The organism is Beijerinckia mobilis (assembly GCF_000745425.1).
GTDB classification, from domain to species: Bacteria; Pseudomonadota; Alphaproteobacteria; order Rhizobiales; family Beijerinckiaceae; genus Beijerinckia; species Beijerinckia mobilis.
Map to the genome: position 1 here is coordinate 57,497 of NZ_JQJH01000021.1, position 17,722 is coordinate 75,218.

A 17,722-nucleotide genomic window follows, 5' to 3' on the forward strand; every position below is an offset into this window, starting at 1 on the left:
AGAGCACGCACAAAGGCGCGCTCACGATAGCTCCTTCCAATTACAATCGCTTATTTCACAGGCCATGCGAGCTCGGGCACCGCACGATAGGTATATTCCGGCGCCCGGTAATTCTCCGGCTCCTGGCGCTTTGGCAGCTTGACCTTTTCGCGCGGCAGTTCCTCGTAGGGGACATGTTTCAACAGATGCGAAATGATATTCAAACGTGCGCGCTTCTTGTCATTCGAATTGACGACATACCAGGGCGCCCAGGATGTATCCGTAGCGATGAACATCTCATCGCGTGCACGTGAATAATCGAACCAGCGCGCATAGGACTTGAGGTCCATTTTAGATAATTTCCAGATTTTCCGCCCATCGTTGATCCTCGATTCAAGGCGGCGCGTCTGTTCTTCTTCGCTGACTTCCAGCCAATATTTCAGGAGAATGATACCTGAATCGACCATGGCATGTTCGAAAGCCGGTGTCATCCTCAGGAATTTCTGGGCATCGCTTTCATCACAAAAGCCCATCACCCGCTCGACACCGGCCCTATTGTACCAGCTTCGATCGAATATCATGATCTCGCCGGCCGCCGGAAGATGAGCGACATATCGCTGCAGGTACATCTGCGATTTTTCGCGTTCGGTCGGCGCGGGAAGCGCAATCACATTAAAGATACGTGGGCTCACCCGCTCCATGATGGCCTTGATGACACCGCCCTTGCCGGCTCCATCCCTGCCCTCGAAGACAATGCAGAGCTTCAGTCCCTTGGCGACAACCCATTCCTGCAGCTTCACGAGTTCAACATGCAGACGCGCTAGCTCCCGCTCATAGAGTTTGCGCGGTAATTTGCCCTCATCAGCACCCGCAGGGTCGGAGACTGCCAAGGTCTCGTCGTCTTTCTTCTTTTTCTTCGTCATATTCGCCTTCCCTGCACGTTACAGGCACTCGTCGATGGAAGAGACAGTCGAATTGCGAATACGCATCCTCCAATCGGGCGCGTGTCATCTGCATATTCACTGATGTCAATTCAAACATCGACCTTTAGCCGCATGACGCCTCAAGGTCCGTGATGATAGCACAGGACTGGCAATTGTGAACTCTTTTTGAATGTCATCTCTATTCTGAGTAGAGTAATCTCGACTAGATCCGGAACACTCTGGCTTAACATTCCGCACACACCCGGCTCTCTCGACGGGGACCAAGCCATTATGCAAAACCTGTTGCCGCATAACGGCATTCAATCAGATAATTTCCTCTGACGCACCGCAGCAATAACAGCCTGGCCCAGGGCAAGCCCCCCATCATTGACCGGAGCCTCAGCCGCAGTCAGAAGCGTGTAGTCGAAGCGCGACAACCTCTCCAGAAGTAGTTCGAACAAGAGCCGGTTTTGTATCACTCCGCCAGAGAGGGCAATGTGGCGGACGCCATGTTTACAGGCGGCTTCCACCGCGACCCGCGCAAAAATCTCGGCGAGGCCTGCATGAAAAGCCGCAGCAAGCTGCGCACGCCCTTCCCCTGCATGGAGCCGATCAAGGGACTCGGTCCAGAGCGGACGTGTATCGATTTCCACGCAGCCATCCCTCGTTGCAACTGCAAAAGGCAGCGGGCGAGGCCTATCCATGGCCATACGGGCCAATGTTTCTAGCGCCATCGCCGCTTCCCCTTCGAAGGTAAGAACCTGTGGTGCGATCCGCAACAAGGCAGCCATCGCATCGAAAAGGCGCCCGGCGGAACTGGCACGCGGGGTGTTGAACCCAGCCTTTACCATGGCCCTGAGCGAAGCAACCGGCTTGTCTGCAAAAAGATCAGCGAGGCCCACGCGATATAATTGCTGGGTGACATTTTCCCCGTCATCCTCGGTACCAAAACAATCATCGAGTGCCACAAGAAGATTACGCCAGGGCTCACGATTCGCCCGGTCGCCTCCTGGCAGAGACATGGGGCGCAAATGAGCAAGGCGCCGGCTTGAAACATAGTCGCAGAGGAGGATTTCCGCCCCCCAATAGGTGCCGTCCTCACCATAGCCCAGGCCATCGAGCGCAATGCCGATGATGGGTGTGGTTTCCGGTGGCAGGCCCTGTTCCGCCATGACCGCAGCAATATGGGCGTGATGGTGCTGAATTTCGATCACGGGCAATGCGCGCTCCCGCGCGATGTCCCGCCCCAGCCTGCTTGAATGATAGTCCGGATGAAGATCGACCGCTATCGCCGCCGACCGATGCGAGAACAGATGCGTGTAATCATCGAGCGCCACACGCATCGCCGCAAGATTGCGCGGATCATCAAGATCGCCAATATAATGCGACAGCAGCGCACGGCCGTTCTGCAGGAGGCAGAAGGCCGATTTGAGATCACCGCCCATGGCGAGGATCGGCGGCACATCCTTGAATTCCCGCGCCAACGTCAAAGGTTGCGGCGCAAGTCCGCGGCCACGCCGCAATACACGGATTTGCCCGCCAGCATACATCATAACGCTATCATCGAGCCGCCGGGCGATCGCACGATCATGCAAAAGAAAACCATCGGCGATCCCGGCGAGCTCATTCAAGGCCGCCGTATCCTCGAAGACCTGTGGCGACCCCGAACGATTGCCACTGCTCATGACGAGCGGCTGACCCATGGCCCGTATCAGTAGATAATGGAGCGGCGTATAGGGCAGCATGATACCGAGATGGTCGAGACCGGGCGCGACAGACTCGGCAAGCACCCATTCTGCATCTGCACCCGCACGCCTGCGCGCCAGCAGGATGGGAGCCACAGGACCAGTGAGTGCGTCGGCTTCCTCCCGACCGATGACGCAGATTTTCTTGGCCATGGCGAGGTCGCGCAGCATGAGCGCGAAAGGTTTGGCCGGCCGTCTTTTGCGCTGGCGCAACAATGACACGGCCGATTCAGAAGTCGCATCGCAGACGAGATGATAGCCACCGATCCCTTTCAGGGCGAGAATGCCGCCCCGGCGCAAGAGGGCAACAGCGGCGTCAAACGCGGACTCCCCCGTACTGTCCACGCCATTGCCGCAACAAAAACGCAGCTGCGGCCCGCATTGCGGGCAGGCGATCGGCTCGGCATGAAAGCGAAGGTTGGAAGGGTCGTGATAATCCTTATCGCAATCAGAGCAGAGCTGGAAAGGCGCCATGGTCGTATGCGCGCGATCATAGGGCAGAGCCGTGAGAATCGAAAAACGCGGGCCACAATCCGTGCAATTGGTGAAAGGATAATGATAGCGCCGTGCCCCTGGCGTTTCGATCTCGGCAAGACAGGCCGGGCATATCGCGAGATCCGCAACAACGCCCGCACTGACTTCACCCTCACCGCTCGGCATGATCGTGAAATCCGGCGTTATCGAGAAAGCGGAAGGAGCCGGAGCCTCCAGCCGGACGACCTTTTCCACGCGCGCGCGAGGTGGCGCTTCATCACGCAAGGCACTCACAAGGGCATCACGTGCATTCTTTGGACCATGGAGGATGATTGCGACATGATCGCCGTCATTTCGGACCATTCCACCGAGCTGTAAACGATGTGCTAGACGCCAGACGAAGGGGCGAAAGCCGACCCCTTGAACCAGGCCAGTCACAAGAATGGTCTCGGTGTCCCGCGCAGGCTCTTTGTCTCGCACGGACTCGGCGTCCAACCGGTTCATTTTCTCCCTTTCAAAAGGCCCGACCAGGTTCTTTTCCTTCAGCACCCGTCAACAAATTCGTGAAAGCACGTCCATAAGCCGGATAATTTTTGCGTCGATTGCTATTCTCTCTTAATGTTTACGGCGACTGTCGCCCCTTTTGCGATATACCGTCTTACACTAAACTTTGTTGATCCCCGCGTTTTGGAGCCAAAGAGGTCCGGCTTGCGAGCCCCCACCCGCAATTGCGGGGAGCCAAATCCTGGAGTGCCTCCAAGGAATTAGCCCTCCAAGGGGTTCGCCCCGAAAGAGTTATGCTCATTGAGCTTGGTTTTAGAATGAAATGCGAATGGTTCAGCCAAAACGCATTCGAAGCCGATCCTATCCAATTCCGGAAGAATGGAGACCCACTTGCGCTTCATCCGCATCCAATCCACCAGCCTGCTGTTCGCCCTTATCGCGGTCTCGTCCATCTCCGCGCAGGCCGCCGATAGTCGCGGCACGTCCTCGGGCAGGACCTCGTCGATCCTCGCGGACAATGCCTATCTTATGACCGGCATCTCCCCCGATTTCCGGGATGATTTCACACCTCTCATGCCAGGTTATTGGGCTGATGGGCTGGCGTTGCCGATCACCCTGCCGCCGGAGCCTGCCGCCTGCGCCGTTCCCACGCACAGACAAAGACATGCCGGCACACCGCTCGCCTGTCCTCCGCTCACCCCCTGATCAGACCCATTCACGATCCTGCCTGAAGATCGTGACGGCGCGTCCCATCCTCCGATTGTCAGAGATGCGCAAGCGCGTCATGTATTTCGTCTGTCTTGTCAGGGCTAAGCCCCGGACATAAATTTATGGCCTTCGGAAAGGCTAGTCCTTTCCGCGCTGACGGCTTTGCATCAGCATGATACGCATGTGCCTTCGAACTGGCCATTGAAAGGGGAACGCGTGAACAAGGTTTTTCCCGATGCACGGACGGCCCTGGCCGACATTTTGAAAGACGGTCAGACATTGATGGCTGGCGGTTTCGGGCTCTGCGGCGTTCCACAGAGCCTCATAGACGCTATCAAGGAACTCGGCGCGACAGGACTGACTGTCATTTCCAATAATGCCGGCGTCGATGGCGATGGATTGGGCATTCTTCTCGCCACACGGCAGATCAAGAAGATGGTCTCTTCCTATGTAGGCGAAAACAAGCTCTTCGAGACACAATATCTCTCGGGGGAGCTCGAACTCGAATTCAACCCGCAGGGCACGCTGGCGGAACGTATCCGCGCTGGCGGCGCCGGTATCCCTGCCTTCTACACACGCACCGGTGTCGGCACACTCATCGCCGAGGGCAAGGAAACCAAAGAGTTCGATGGCGTGACCTATCTCATGGAACGGGGCCTGACGGCCGATATTTCCATCGTGCATGCCTATAAGGGCGATACGGAAGGCAATCTCGTCTATCGCGAGACAGCGCGCAATTTCAACCCGATGATGGCGACTGCGGGCAGGATCACGATCGCCGAGGTGGAACATCTCGTGCCCGCGGGTGAAATCGATCCGGATCACATCCACACACCCGGTATTTACGTGCATCGCCTCGTCGCCCGCGGCCCTTACGTCAAACCAATCGAAAAACGCACGACACGGCCCCGCGCCGCAGCCTGAGGAAGAGATTCGCCATGGCATGGACACGCGATCAAATGGCCGCCCGCGCCGCGAAGGAATTGCAGGACGGTTTCTACGTCAATCTCGGTATCGGCATTCCCACGCTCGTCTCCAATTTCATTCCGGAAGGGATGCATGTCCAGCTGCAGAGCGAGAATGGCATGCTTGGCATGGGTCCCTTCCCCTATGAAGGCGAAGAAGATGCCGACCTCATCAATGCCGGCAAACAAACCGTGACGGCGCTGCCGACGACAAGCTTTTTCTCCTCGGCGGAAAGTTTCGCGATGATTCGCGGCGGTCACATCGATCTCGCCATTCTCGGCGCGATGGAAGTCGCCGAAAACGGCGATCTCGCCAATTGGATGATTCCCGGCAAGATGATCAAGGGTATGGGCGGTGCGATGGATCTCGTCGCGGGCGTCAAGCGCGTTGTCGTCGTGATGGAACATTGCGCGAAGGACAAGCCCAAAATTCTCCATCGCTGCACCCTGCCCCTGACGGGCTCCGGCGTCATCAACCTCATCATCACCGATCTCTGCGTCTTCACGGTGGAGAAAGAGGATGGGCTCGGCCTGACCCTGATCGAACTTGCCGATGGCGTGAGCGTCGATGAAATCAGGAGCAAGACGGAAGCGAAATTCAAAGTTGCGCCAGAACTTGCCGGCGCGGCCTGACCTATCCTCATAAAACGCGGGCAAAGACGAGAACATCGACCCGCGCGGCCCGATGGCGTAACAGGACGCGGGCCGCCGCATTGAGGGTCGCGCCCGATGTCAGCACATCATCGACAAGCACGATGGCGCGGCCCTCGACCTTCGGCCGCGCCGCTTCCGGCACAGCGAAAGCGCCCTGCATGTTCAAGGCACGCTGACTGCGGGTCAGATTGACCTGGGTGGGCGTCGACTTGATTCTCTCTAGCAGGAAAGGATCGACCGGGATTCCGTGATGAGCGGAAACTGCCCGTGCGAGGACATTGGCCTGATTATAGCGCCGTTTCATCAAGCGCCGCCGATGCATCGGAACCGGGACCACGACATCGGCCTCGGCCAGAATGTCGGCGCCAGCCCGTGCCATCCACAAGCCGAGCGAGCGCGCAATTTCCAGCCGATCGCCATATTTCAGTCGATGAACCAAGGTCCGGACGGGACCTTCATCAAATTGCGCCACGGCGCGCGCGCGGCCATAGACCGGCGGATTGGCCACGGCCTCCGGAGAGATCAAACCTTCCTGACCGAGATCGGTGGCGAAGGGCGTACCGAGCCGGTCGCAATAGGGACGCTCGATGAAAAGGATCGCGCTCCAGCATTCCTGGCAAAGTGCCCCGGCGCTTGCGACCGCCTTGCGGCAGCAAAGGCAGGTGGGAGGAAACAGAAAATCTTTGGTGGCACGGCCAAGCCCGGCGAGCGGTAAGGAGCCGACCCGGCTCACAGGCCACACCCCGAAGTCGTGACCGGCGCGCCGCATTCCTGCTCGATATCGCCCCGAAGAAAATCCTGCAGGGAAAGGATGATCTCATGTGTCGCGGAGGCGAAAACACGATCGCCAATTCGGGACACCGGCGCGAGCAGGCGCAGGCTATTCGTCATGAAGACCGCCTCCGCCTTTTCGACATCAGCCCATGGCACAATGGATTCCGCGATGGCGTGGCCATGCCTCGAAACGCCGCCGAGCAGCAAATCGCGTATAGTCCCGGGCAGAATAGCCTGCGTCGTTGCCGGCGTCACGATCCTACCGTTCACTATAAGAAATAAATTGCCGGTCGCCGCACAGGCGACATTGCCTGTCGTGTCGAGTTGCAGGGCTTCATCACAACCGGCCATGATGGCTTCATGATGCGCCATGACGGCGTCGAGGGCGGAAAGCGCCTTGATGCGCGAAGCGGGAGAGGTTTCATTACGCCTGATGATCGAAACCTGCAGGGTGAGCGGGGTGAAAGCGACCGTACCGGCAAGCGGCGCGAGCGTCGCGATAAAAGAGGGCTGTGGCGTTGCGGGCCACCCAAGGCCGCGCGGGCCGGGACCACGGGTAATCGTCAATCGCAATGAGGCCCGCGAGATTTTCCGCGAGGCGGCGGCCTCGGCGAGGGTGTCATAGGCTTGCGCGATCCGTTCTGGCGCAACCGGGATCGAGAGCGCGCGCAGCGCCGCCAGAAGGCGTGATTGATGGTAGGAGCTGCGATGGATGCGCCCGTTGACGACAAGCGCCGTGTCGAAGACACCGTCACCCAGCATGAGGCCACGATCCGTCAGATCGAAAGACTGCTCAGCGTTCTCGGTCAGCCCCCCGTCACGCCACAGAAGCAGCATGCCAGGCCTCGACGATTGTCAGGAAATTGCGCAAAAGCCGATCCCCCCAGGGCGTCAGCACGGATTCCGGATGGAATTGTACGCCAAATAGAGGCAAGCTCCGATGCGATAGCGCGAGGATTTCCCCTGCCATCGAGCGCGCATCGATCCGCAGCGCCCGGTCCATCGCATCCGTCGGCTCGATAATGAGCGAATGATAGCACCCGGCTTCGAGATGTGCCGGCAGTCCATTGAAGAGGCCCAGCCCTTCATGCCGGACAGTCACGGCGCGGCCATGAATGGGCTCCCGCGCCCGGCCAAGCCGCCCACCATAGGCGACACCAAGACATTGATGGCCGAGACAAATCCCAAGAATGGGCAGACGGCCGGCAAATCTCTTGAGGATCGGCATCGACAGACCGGCCTGGTCCGGACCGCATGGGCCGGGCGACAGAACGATAGCGCGGGGAGTCAGCATCTCGATATCGGAAAGATCAAGGGAATCGTTGCGGCGCACCAGCATCGGCGCGCCGAGCATTTCGAAATAGCGAGCGATATTGAAGGTGAAGGAATCGTAATTATCGATCATCAGGATCATGCTGATCCCTCCGCCGAAAAAATCCTTTCAAGCTTGACAAGGCTCTCGGCATATTCCGCGAGAGGATCCGACAGGAGCGTAATGCCACCTCCCGCATGCACGCGTGCCTCCCGCAGACTTCCGTTGCTGCCCGTGAAGAGAATGGTGCGGATCGCTATATTGAGCGCCATGTCGCCGTTGAAGGCCAGAAACCCCATCGATCCGCAATAGGGTCCACGCGACTCACGCTCGATATCGGCAATGATCTCCATGGCCTTCAACTTCGGCGCGCCAGTAATGGAGCCCCCCGGAAAACAGGCGGCGACGAGGTCCAACCCGTCATATTCCGTCCGCAACTGGCCGGTGATCGAGGACACGAGATGATGCAAGCCCGCATAGGTTTCGACGGTGCAGAGTTCCGGCACCACGACCGACGCGGGCTGGCAGACCTTTGCAAGATCATTGCGCAAGAGATCGACAATCATGACATTCTCGGCCCGATCCTTCACCGACCGCACGAGAGCCGCGCGGGCCAAGGCATCCTCCGCTCCCTCATTGGACCGGCGCCGGGTTCCCTTGATCGGCCGCGTTTCGACATTTCCGTCAGTCAGAGTCAGAAAGACTTCGGGAGAACTTGAAGCGATAACGTGGCAGGAATCCTCCAACCCATGGCAATCGGCGACGAGATAGCCGGCATAGGGCGCAGGATTGCGGCCTCGCAGGTTTTTATAAAAGCCCCATGGATCAAACCCCGACGGCAGACTGGCCGCGAAGGATTGGGTGATGTTCGCTTGGTAGAGATCGCCCGCAAGAATATGCGCCTTGACCCTTTCGACAGCGGCGACATAATCCTTTCGTCCCCATCGCGGTCGCCAATCCGGCGACCCCTGCCCCGGATTTGGACCCTCTCGTCGGACAAGCGGGCCTTCGAGGCGGGCCTGAAATGCCGTGAGACGTTGTTCCGCCCGCGCCCTGCGGCGCCCGGGATCGGTTTCCGGCAGCCCCGAGGCGATGAGCCAGCTTCGTCCCTTCTCATGATCGATGGCGACCACACAATCATAGAAGCCGAAATCGGCCTCGAGGCCGCTACCTGGCACGACCTGCGCCGCCGCATCGAGGTGTGGAGCGAAATCATAAGCGAAATAGCCGATCGCCCCGGTTTGGAACGGCGGCAAATCCGGCTGTTTGGCCAAAGCGTAGGTGTGAAGGAGCAATCGCAAGGATGACAGGACGGGCGCAGTGCAGGCTACACCATTCCAGAAGCCACGCCCGGCTTTCACCACGAAACGGCCGAAGGGATCCGCCGCCACATAGGAAAAGCGCCCGAGACGGGGCAAGGCGAGCGCGCTGTCGAGAAAGGCAAATCCCGGCAGATCGGCCAGCCTTTCGGCGACGTCTATTGCCGAAGAAAGGTCAACAGGCGCGACAAGCAGCGTGAAATCATCAGATAGTGTCAAGATGCGGAGCCGTCTCGTCACGGGATCCATTCAATTACCGGAGAAGTCCAGCAATTTTGGGAAAAGCGCGGGGAAATTGCCCCATGCTTTCCTGATAAGCAATCCATTCCATCGATTCGTTCGATCCGGCGATTCGTTCGATCCGGAATGCCTTCGCGGCCTCGAAGCGCTTCCCGATCCTTCCGAACAGCCCCTCCTGATAATGCTCCGAGGTCTCCTTGTCTCCCACCCTCATTTTCGACCGCACGCTGATCCGCCGCCGCCTCGCGCGGGCGGCGCGCCATGACCCAAGCCTGTTTCTGCTCGATTACGTCGTCGAAGACCTCCTCGAACGCCTGACCTTCATCAAGCGCGATTTTACCACTGCCGCCGATATCGGCACACCGGCGCCGACGCTCGCGCACCGGCTCGCAGCACAAAAGGATCATTGCCCGGTCGTGTGGATGAATCCGGTGATGCCGCGCCCGCGGGAGAGAAAAGACGAGCGGATCCTCGAAATCGTCGGTGATCTGGAAAGGCTCCCTTTCGGCGAGGCCTGTTTCGATCTCGTCGTCTCGGTACTTTCCCTGCAATATGCCAATGATTTGCCGGGCGCCCTCATCCAGATCCGCCGGTCCTTGCGGCCAGACGGCCTGTTTCTCGGCTGCCTTGCCGGAGGACAGACTTTACAGGAATTGCGTGCCTGTCTCGTCGCGGCGGAAACGGAAATCTCTGGCGGCATCAGTCCGCGTGTCGCCCCCTTCGCCGATGTGCGCGACATGGGCGGGCTGCTGCAGAGAGCCGGCTTTGCCTTGCCGGTCGCAGACAGCGAATCGCTATGCGTCCGTTATGCGCATTTTTTCGATCTCGTCGCCGATCTGCGCCGCATGGGCGCAGCCAACAGCCTGACGGAGCGCTCGCGCAAACCGGCTTCACGGCGTCTGTTTCTGCGCGCGGCCGAGCTTTATGCGGAGCGCTATAGCGATCCTGACGGCCGCATTCGCGCGACCTTCGACTTGATCTTCATCGCAGGATGGGTGCCGCATGAGAGTCAGCAAAAACCGCTTCGGCCCGGCTCGGCGCAGGTGAGCCTCACGCAGGTCCTTCCGGATAAAACAGCAAATCTGTGACTAACCTCAATGGACCGGATAGTCCGATGCCGTAAATTCTTTTGTTTTTTGCCTCAATCGCTGAAATCTCGCGCCTGCCCGGCCTAGGGCGAGCTAACCCGCCAAGGCTACGGTAAAGAATTTTCTTGGCGGTCGCGGCAAAGACCACTATACGATATAAGTATATGTTTTAACTTAATATTATAAATGGCGAACGAGTGCTGATCTGGCCGTTCGGATCTGCCTCTACTTTAACTGGCCCGACAGGATCATTCCTTGATAAAGACAAAATTTAATCGTTTGGCTGTTAATAGCTTTACAATAATCCGCTAATGATCATCGATCTCGAAGCAGATGGCGCCATCCTCGGTCACGCGCGTAAACCCGTTTCGAAACAGGCGATTTTGGCAATCATACCAATCTCGATGACTATGTCGACCTCGTGCTTACGCATCCCGCTGATGCGGCTTGCCGGAGAAGTTCTGGCGATGTCTCACAAGCCAGCTTTCATCGATTACGATCGACCGCGATCAATGAAAGCCGGTATAAGTCGGAAACCGGCAGGAATGGCTGAGGTCAAGCAGCCAGAGGCACAGGATTTTCATAGGTAGAATTGTTCGCTATTTTTCAAAAAGGCGATGGGTGGAGTCTTCCTATTTTGGGAAAAGCACGGCTTAGTCTATCGTCCGCCCCTCAGAAAGGATCATATTCAACCATTTTAAGGATCATCCCCTTCGAGTCATTTTAAAATGACCTCCAAATCTCTAATTGCATGACTTTTCTGCTAATAGCCGCGTAGCGGCCACAGGATGTCGAGGACGAGCGGCCCGGGACAATTCCCGTCTCCGGCATGCTTTGGCCCAGTGCATAAAGTTTATCCAAAAGCGGGCGCGCCTTTTGGGTAAACTTGGCGCGTTTTCAAAGGAAAAGAGCCGCGAGGACCACTCCATTGGACCTCCGATACTCCAGTGAATCGACGTTCGATTCTCGATATGCAGCGAAAAGCACCGACGCATCATTATCGGTGCATAATTGTAGTGAATGTTTCAGATCCCATGCGATCGACGATATGACGGTGAGCCGATAAAGATGCTGCAAATCAACAAGCGACCAATCATGGCCAGTGGCATGACGGAAACGGGAAATGCTTTCATCGGCATGTATGACAATTTCCGTAAAGTCATCGGCCGGCAATTGCCGCTCGTCGGTCTCATCATTGGCTGCTGTCTCGCCCTGGGCCTGCTCTATCTCCTGTTCACCCCGCCGCTTTTTACGGCAACCGGAACGATGCTGATCGATACGCGCAAGGTCCAGTTGCTTCAACAGCAATCGGTCCTGGGTGATATCGCTCTCGATGCCGGCACCGTGCAGACACAGGTCGAAGTGCTGAAATCGGAAAACATCAGCCGGGCCGTTATCCGTAAGCTCAATCTGACCGAGGATCCGGAATTTGTGGGTCCGGGCAAGGGCGTCATCAGCTCCGTGGTCGGCTTCATCACCGGTCTGTTCGGTTCGGGAAAACTGCGGACCCCCGAAGAGATCGAAGACGCAGTTCTGGAAGCCTTCGACCACGCCCGCTCGGTGTCGCGTCTCGGCCTCACCTATGTCATGCAGCTCACGTTTCGATCGCAGGATCCGGCAAAATCGGCGCGCATCGTCAACGCCATCGCCGATGCCTATATAAATGATCAGCTCGATGCCAAATATCAGGCGACCCGGCGCGCCAGTCTCTGGTTGCAGGATCGCATCAAGGAACTCCAGGCGCAGGCGCTGACCGCGGAAAGGGCGGTCGCCGATTTCAAGGAACAGAACAATATCGTCGACGCCGGCGGCCGCCTGATGAACGATCAGCAGCTTGCCGAGATCAACAGCCAGCTCGTCGTCGCCCGCGCCGCCACCACTGAGGCGAAAGCCCGCCTCGACCGCATTCAATCGGTCATGGCGCAGGATATTCCCGACGCCTCGGTGGCGGATTCTCTCAACAATCAGGTCATCATCCGGCTGCGCAGTAATTATCTCGATCTCGCTCAGCGGGAAGCGATCTGGGCCAAACGTTATGGTGAGAACCATCTCGCGACAGCCAATCTGCGCACACAGATGCAGGAATTGCACAACAGCATCCGCGACGAGATGCGCAAGATTGCCGACAGCTATAAAAACGATTACGAGATCGCGCGTGCGCGTGAGGAGAGCATTCAACACAGCCTCGACGATGCAATCAACAAGTCGCAATCGACGGGTCAGGCCCAGATCCAATTGCGCGATCTGCAGAGCAATGCCGAAACCGCCCGCTCACTCTACGAAAATTTCCTGCAGCGCTATATGGAAGCCGTGCAGCAGGAATCCTTTCCGATCAGCGAATCCCGGTTGATTTCACCTGCGACCCCGCCGCTGAAAAAGAGCTCGCCGAAAGGATCGATCGTCGGCTTGATCAGCCTCGTCGGCGGTTCGATCCTCGCCATCGGAGCGGCTTATCTGCGCGAAATGTCCGATCGCGTTCTGCGGACCAGCGCCCAGGTCGAGGAAGCGCTACAGGTCAATTGCCTCGCCCTGCTGCCCGCCTTGCGTAACGGACCGCAGAAAGTCGGCAAAGGTATTGTTCATGAACCGACCCGGGAAGAGCGCGATTTCGCCCGCGCCAATCTGCTGAGATATGTCGTTGACGCACCCTTCTCACGATATGCCGAGGCCATCCGTTCGATCAAGATCGCGGCAGACCTCAATGGTGTTCTGAACGCCCGCAAGGTCATCGGCATCACCTCGACTTTGCCGAACGAAGGCAAATCCACCATCGCTTCTAACCTCGCTCATCTTATCGCCGATGCGGGTGGTAGCGTCATGCTCATCGATGCCGATTTGCGCAGCCCTTCCCTGTCGAATACTTATGCGCCCGATCTTCCCGGCCTCATCGACGTCGTCAGCGGCGCCACGACGCTTGCCAACACGATCCTGACATTGCCCGGCTCCAATCTGAAATTCCTGCCCGCCGGCGCCACAGCCAAACTGCCGCATACCAACGAAATTCTCGCTTCCGCCTCGGTCCGGTCGCTTTTCGAGACCTTGCGGGCTCAATATGACTATATCATCGTCGATCTTTCTCCCGTGGCGCCCATCGTCGATGTGCGCGCGACGGGGCAGATCATCGATTCCTACATTTATACAGTTGAATGGGGCGGCACGAAAATCGACGCCATTCAGCGCGCGCTCGGCGATGCTCCGAATGTCTATGACCGCTTGCTCGGCGTTGCCCTCAACAAGGTCGATACCGCCGCACAGAGCCGCTACGAGCATTTCCATGGCAATCATTATTATCAGAAATATTATGCCAAATACGGCTATATAGAATGAACTGATGATCGGACGCTGTGAGAAACAACATTGTTTTCGGAGCCGGACACGGACCTGTTTCGGCGACACAGCATGAACCAACGCGTTGGAACAGCGTGGAGCGTCTGTATCCTCTCCGGTGAGCACATCGGCATGCAACCGAAACAGGATTCGGCGTGCCAGGTTTGATCCATCGACCGAACAATGAACACGGTACATGGATGCGGCCTATCGAGCGACACTGTAATCGAGGCGACGTTTTCGAACGTCGCTATCAAAAAATGAACCCTGAACGGTCACACCGCATTTAAACACCCTGCGTTCAACCCCGTTTCCCATTTCCCGCGTCACGCGGGAAATGGGAAACGGGCAATTGTGTCTTCCAGCTTCATCTGCTCCAATATGCGCCAGCATTTTCCTCAGTCCGGCTCGGCAGGAGCAAGACAATGATCTTTTCACTTTCCACACGCCTTTCCATTTCGGCGCTCCTCCTGTTCCTGGTCGCCGGCACTACCGCTTTTGCGCAATCGAATGCGTACCCCCCGACACTTTATCGATCCGCTGAACAACCCTTGTCTCAGACCGGCGGAACCAGACCGAACAATGCAGGCAATCCCGGACCGCTCCACAGATCGGCATTTGGTAAACCCTGTCTTTCTTCCAAGGTGAATGTCCGTCCACTGACAACCGATCGCACCATGATGCAGCACTTCGTAGATGTCGAAAACATCTGTCCCAGGACGATCCGGATGGAGATTTGTTACGCGAAATCCAGACATTGCGTCGATGCCGAAGTCCATGGTCATGACAGTCGAAGCGTTTTTCTTGGCCTTGCCCCAAATCAAAATACTTTTGTTTTCACCTTGACGGAGAAATTATGATCCGAACCATCTCTGCTAAAAATATAGGTTAGGAAGACTGCTTCACAGGTTCTGCATGGACCCGATCTTGATTGGCACTCTTCGTCGCGATTTGATCATCCCAAGGATGTGACTCGCACAGGCCGGATGGCGGCAAGCCGCGAGATTTCATTGATCGCCGCCAAGCGAATCAATGAAACGCGACATTGAACATTGAAAACGATCCAATCGGCTCCACATGGATATTATGCGTCTTTTTCGATCCCCGCCCCCCAAGAAAGCAACCGTTCCCGAGGGCACGCGAATTTACGCGGTCGGCGACATCCATGGCCGGGCCGACCTGCTGCAAGCCATGTTCGATCGCGTCGACGCCGATCTGGCGCAAAGGCCGATCGAAAGGCCTATCCACGTTTTCGTTGGCGATTATATTGATCGGGGCCCAAGATCGGCTGAGGTCATCGATCTGCTCATCAGGCGTCAGCAGACACATCTCACGGTGTGCCTGAAAGGCAATCACGAGGTCTATCTTTGCGATTTCCTCGATCAGCCCGAGATTTTGCACCATTGGGCGCATTACGGGGCGCTGCCGACACTTCTTTCTTATGGGCTCCAGCCGAGCCTCAACCCGGCGACTGAGGAACAGATCAGCCTCAGCTGGGAGTTGAAGCGGCGGATGCCGCGAGAGCATATTGCGTTTCTGTCCAGCCTACCTTTGACCTTTAGCTGTGGCGACTATTTCTTCGCCCATGCCGGCGTCCGCCCGGGCATTCCGCTGGAGTACCAGACCCCTGATGATCTTCTTTGGATTCGCGGAGAGTTCCTGAATTACGAAGGCTCCTTCGGTAAGGTCGTCGTGCATGGCCATACGCCGATGATGGAAGCCGCGGTCCATAAAAACCGGATCAACATCGATACCGGGGCTTATGCCACCGGCAAGCTGACATGCGTCGTTCTTGACAGGGACCAGCAGGTTTTCATCCAGCAAACCCGTTGACGAAGTGCATCACTGGCTAGCCGTCACCGTGACCTATCGAGACCAACGTGGATTGACCGGAGCAGCGCAGAAATCGGTCCGTCAGAAACATTGTGAAAGACCCACATAAACCTGCAAGTTTGGCGCACCCGCGCAAAACTTGTCCCAGAGCGCATCCTTTCAGTCTCGGGATAAGAATGCGCCATCAAAGCCCGGGTTCAAACACATCCTCAATGACGATCGCGCATGACCTGCAGGCGTTCGCGGAACTCCTCAGAAACCTGTTGAGCGTCGAAACCGTTGCGGATGACCTGTGGCCGGATGAAAATAATCAGTTCGCTGCGGCTGTCAGACGTGCTGCGGTTCGAGACGATATCGTTCAAGAAACGGATTTTGTTGATGATGGGAATGCCGGTGCGTGTTCCATTGCTCTTTTCCTGAATGAGACCGGCCAGCATAACGGTCTGTCCACTGGGAATGGCGATGGTGCTGCGGACCCGCCTTTGCGAAATGGTGGGCGTGAGGGTGGTCGAATCCGTGCTGCTGACGCTGCTGATCTGCTGTTCGACGTCCAGAGCCACAATCCCGTTCGCATTCACGCGCGGCAGGACGTTCAGAATGATACCTGTGTCCTTGTATTCCACGCTGTTGACGATCGCCGACGTCGAGATGAGTGTCGAAGTCGATTGCTGGCTGAGGATCGGCACCTGATCGCCGACTTGCAGCACGGCGGGCTGACGATCGACAACCACGAGCGACGGCGTCGACAGGATCTTGACATCCGTGATGGTCGACAAGGCATTGATGACAAGGCGGGGATTGACCACCTGACCGATGAGAAGGTTCAAGGCCGGATTGGTCGTCGCGAGAGGGATCACTGTGGAACCCGATGTGGCGGCGCTTTTTGTATATTGGGCAGCCACCGAGCCTTGATTCAAATAGGCCTGCACGCCATAGCTCAGCGCATCGGTCAGGGTGACTTCCGCGACCGTGACTTCAATCGCCACCTGGGTCGGCGGCCGGTCCATCGAGTGAATCGTATGTTCTATCAGGCGGTAATCGAGCCGGTTGGCGTAGATCAACAGGGAATTGCCCGCGAGGTCGGGAACAACGCGGATGATTCTTGTTTGTTTGTTATCACTGCCGGGTGAGCCATTATTTTGAGATTGGGCTCCCGAGGATTGAGCAGATGATGCCGGATTGAGAGCGCCATAAGGATTCGATCCAGCCGAGGCGACTTTCAATCCGGCATTCGCAAACAAGGATCCCCCGGTGCTCCGACCAGTATTTCCGCTTCCGCCAAAATTGCTCGATTGGGTACTGGCTGCCTGTCCGAATCCGCTGCTACCGGTTCCGCTTTTTCCAGCCGCCGTGCTGCTTGAAGCGCCGCCCGGCTGCAGAACATCCTTGTCCTGATCGTCACTGGTTTGGCCGCCGCCGCTGCCGCCATAAATCTGGTTCAGCATTTTGGCGACCGTCTTGGCATTGGCATACTGCAGCTTGTAAACCTTGACGCCGAGCGCCGTGTAATCCGCCTTGTCCAGTTTGGCGACCCATTGCGTCACCTTCTGGATCGCCGCATGATTGCGCGAAACCGCCAGCACCGCATTCAGCCGGTTGATCGGCTGCATCTGCACGATATCCTTGCTCAATCCACCTTCGCCGGTGCCGAGTATGTGGTGGACCTCGTTGATCACCGTGTCAGGGCTCGAATTGGTGAGCGGCAGAACCGCCACGGAACGCGATTTCAGCCAGTCGACATCGACCATTTCAGCGGCTTCCATCGCCGCCTGACGTTCGGCGGCGGTGCCCTGCACGATCAGCAGATTGGAATCGGCCTCCATGCGGACCGAGCCGCCACGGCTCCCCAGCCCCTCGAGAACGCGGCCGACCAGAGA

At 57.5% G+C, this 17,722-nt stretch carries 15 protein-coding genes; 8 read left to right on the forward strand and 7 right to left on the reverse strand.

What is annotated here, in order from left to right; all coding sequences use genetic code 11:
* Positions 1-50: 50 nt before the first annotated feature.
* Both ppk2 and hypF read right to left on the reverse strand, forming a co-directional pair.
* Positions 51-902 (reverse strand): polyphosphate kinase 2, encoded by an 852-nt coding sequence (gene ppk2 / locus DL88_RS14815; RefSeq protein WP_051956013.1) that lies wholly within the window; start codon positions 900-902, stop codon positions 51-53.
* A 320-nt stretch (positions 903-1,222) separates the two neighbouring features.
* Positions 1,223-3,625: a carbamoyltransferase HypF gene (gene hypF, locus DL88_RS14820; RefSeq protein WP_051956021.1), complete on the reverse strand. Its 2,403-nt coding sequence runs from the start codon at positions 3,623-3,625 to the stop codon at positions 1,223-1,225.
* 390 nt (positions 3,626-4,015) lie between these two features.
* Between hypF and DL88_RS14825 the strand changes: the two genes are divergently transcribed.
* From DL88_RS14825 to DL88_RS14835, 3 genes are all read left to right on the forward strand, one after another.
* Positions 4,016-4,330 carry a hypothetical protein gene (locus tag DL88_RS14825; protein ID WP_156971128.1) on the forward strand — a complete coding sequence of 105 codons (315 nt, stop codon included), beginning with the start codon at positions 4,016-4,018 and terminating at the stop codon, positions 4,328-4,330.
* Positions 4,331-4,549: 219 nt separating this feature from the next.
* On the forward strand, positions 4,550-5,257 hold the full coding sequence (locus tag DL88_RS14830; RefSeq protein WP_034997680.1) for a CoA transferase subunit A: 708 nt from the start codon (positions 4,550-4,552) through the stop codon (positions 5,255-5,257).
* A 14-nt stretch (positions 5,258-5,271) separates the two neighbouring features.
* The gene (locus DL88_RS14835; protein WP_034997595.1) at positions 5,272-5,931 is read left to right on the forward strand and encodes a 3-oxoacid CoA-transferase subunit B; all 660 of its coding nucleotides are present in this window, start codon (positions 5,272-5,274) and stop codon (positions 5,929-5,931) included.
* Between the two features lie 7 nt (positions 5,932-5,938).
* Here DL88_RS14835 and DL88_RS14840 read toward each other — a convergent pair whose 3' ends face one another.
* Genes DL88_RS14840 through DL88_RS14855 form a run of 4 tightly spaced genes read right to left on the reverse strand, consistent with a single transcriptional unit; the run spans position 5,939 to position 9,576 of the window.
* A complete protein-coding gene (locus DL88_RS14840) occupies positions 5,939-6,685 on the reverse strand; it encodes a ComF family protein (protein ID WP_245270860.1) in 747 nt (248 codons plus the stop codon).
* Positions 6,682-7,563 (reverse strand): aminotransferase class IV, encoded by an 882-nt coding sequence (locus DL88_RS14845; RefSeq protein WP_034997597.1) that lies wholly within the window; start codon positions 7,561-7,563, stop codon positions 6,682-6,684. Before DL88_RS14845 ends, DL88_RS14840 begins: the two co-directional genes overlap by 4 nt.
* The gene (locus DL88_RS14850) at positions 7,544-8,140 is read right to left on the reverse strand and encodes an anthranilate synthase component II (RefSeq protein WP_034997599.1); all 597 of its coding nucleotides are present in this window, start codon (positions 8,138-8,140) and stop codon (positions 7,544-7,546) included. The genes DL88_RS14845 and DL88_RS14850 overlap by 20 nt, the downstream gene beginning before the upstream one ends.
* Positions 8,137-9,576, reverse strand: a complete 1,440-nt coding sequence (locus DL88_RS14855) for an anthranilate synthase component I family protein (RefSeq protein WP_245270863.1) — start codon at positions 9,574-9,576, stop codon at positions 8,137-8,139. Before DL88_RS14855 ends, DL88_RS14850 begins: the two co-directional genes overlap by 4 nt.
* Before the next feature lie 218 nt (positions 9,577-9,794).
* Between DL88_RS14855 and DL88_RS14860 the strand changes: the two genes are divergently transcribed.
* From DL88_RS14860 to DL88_RS14880, 5 genes are all read left to right on the forward strand, one after another.
* Positions 9,795-10,685, forward strand: coding sequence for a class I SAM-dependent methyltransferase (locus DL88_RS14860; protein ID WP_034997603.1), 891 nt, complete (start codon positions 9,795-9,797; stop codon positions 10,683-10,685).
* 311 nt (positions 10,686-10,996) lie between these two features.
* Positions 10,997-11,275, forward strand: a complete 279-nt coding sequence (locus DL88_RS14865) for a hypothetical protein (RefSeq protein ID WP_034997606.1) — start codon at positions 10,997-10,999, stop codon at positions 11,273-11,275.
* A gap of 478 nt (positions 11,276-11,753) precedes the next feature.
* Complete coding sequence (locus DL88_RS14870; protein WP_034997608.1) at positions 11,754-14,012, forward strand: polysaccharide biosynthesis tyrosine autokinase; 2,259 nt, start codon at positions 11,754-11,756, stop codon at positions 14,010-14,012.
* 425 nt (positions 14,013-14,437) lie between these two features.
* Positions 14,438-14,872, forward strand: a complete 435-nt coding sequence (locus DL88_RS19510) for a hypothetical protein (RefSeq protein WP_051956014.1) — start codon at positions 14,438-14,440, stop codon at positions 14,870-14,872.
* Positions 14,873-15,098: 226 nt separating this feature from the next.
* Positions 15,099-15,845: a metallophosphoesterase family protein gene (locus DL88_RS14880; RefSeq protein WP_305953024.1), complete on the forward strand. Its 747-nt coding sequence runs from the start codon at positions 15,099-15,101 to the stop codon at positions 15,843-15,845.
* A gap of 209 nt (positions 15,846-16,054) precedes the next feature.
* Here the strand turns inward: DL88_RS14880 and DL88_RS14885 are convergent.
* A partial coding sequence (locus tag DL88_RS14885; protein ID WP_034997693.1) for a secretin GspD/PilQ domain-containing protein occupies positions 16,055-17,722 on the reverse strand: 1,668 nt, incomplete at its 5' end.

Excerpts from the sequence above, each read along its gene's own strand:
- ppk2 (WP_051956013.1), bottom strand. The coding sequence starts at position 902 with ATGACGAAGAAAAAGAAGAAAGACGACGAGACCTTGGCAGTCTCCGAC.
- hypF (WP_051956021.1), bottom strand. The coding sequence starts at position 3,625 with ATGAACCGGTTGGACGCCGAGTCCGTGCGAGACAAAGAGCCTGCGCGG.
- DL88_RS14835 (WP_034997595.1), top strand. The coding sequence starts at position 5,272 with ATGGCATGGACACGCGATCAAATGGCCGCCCGCGCCGCGAAGGAATTG.
- DL88_RS14845 (WP_034997597.1), bottom strand. The coding sequence starts at position 7,563 with ATGCTGCTTCTGTGGCGTGACGGGGGGCTGACCGAGAACGCTGAGCAG.
- DL88_RS14850 (WP_034997599.1), bottom strand. The coding sequence starts at position 8,140 with ATGATCCTGATGATCGATAATTACGATTCCTTCACCTTCAATATCGCT.
- DL88_RS14865 (WP_034997606.1), top strand. The coding sequence starts at position 10,997 with ATGATCATCGATCTCGAAGCAGATGGCGCCATCCTCGGTCACGCGCGT.
- DL88_RS14870 (WP_034997608.1), top strand. The coding sequence starts at position 11,754 with ATGCTGCAAATCAACAAGCGACCAATCATGGCCAGTGGCATGACGGAA.
- DL88_RS19510 (WP_051956014.1), top strand. The coding sequence starts at position 14,438 with ATGATCTTTTCACTTTCCACACGCCTTTCCATTTCGGCGCTCCTCCTG.
- DL88_RS14880 (WP_305953024.1), top strand. The coding sequence starts at position 15,099 with ATGCGTCTTTTTCGATCCCCGCCCCCCAAGAAAGCAACCGTTCCCGAG.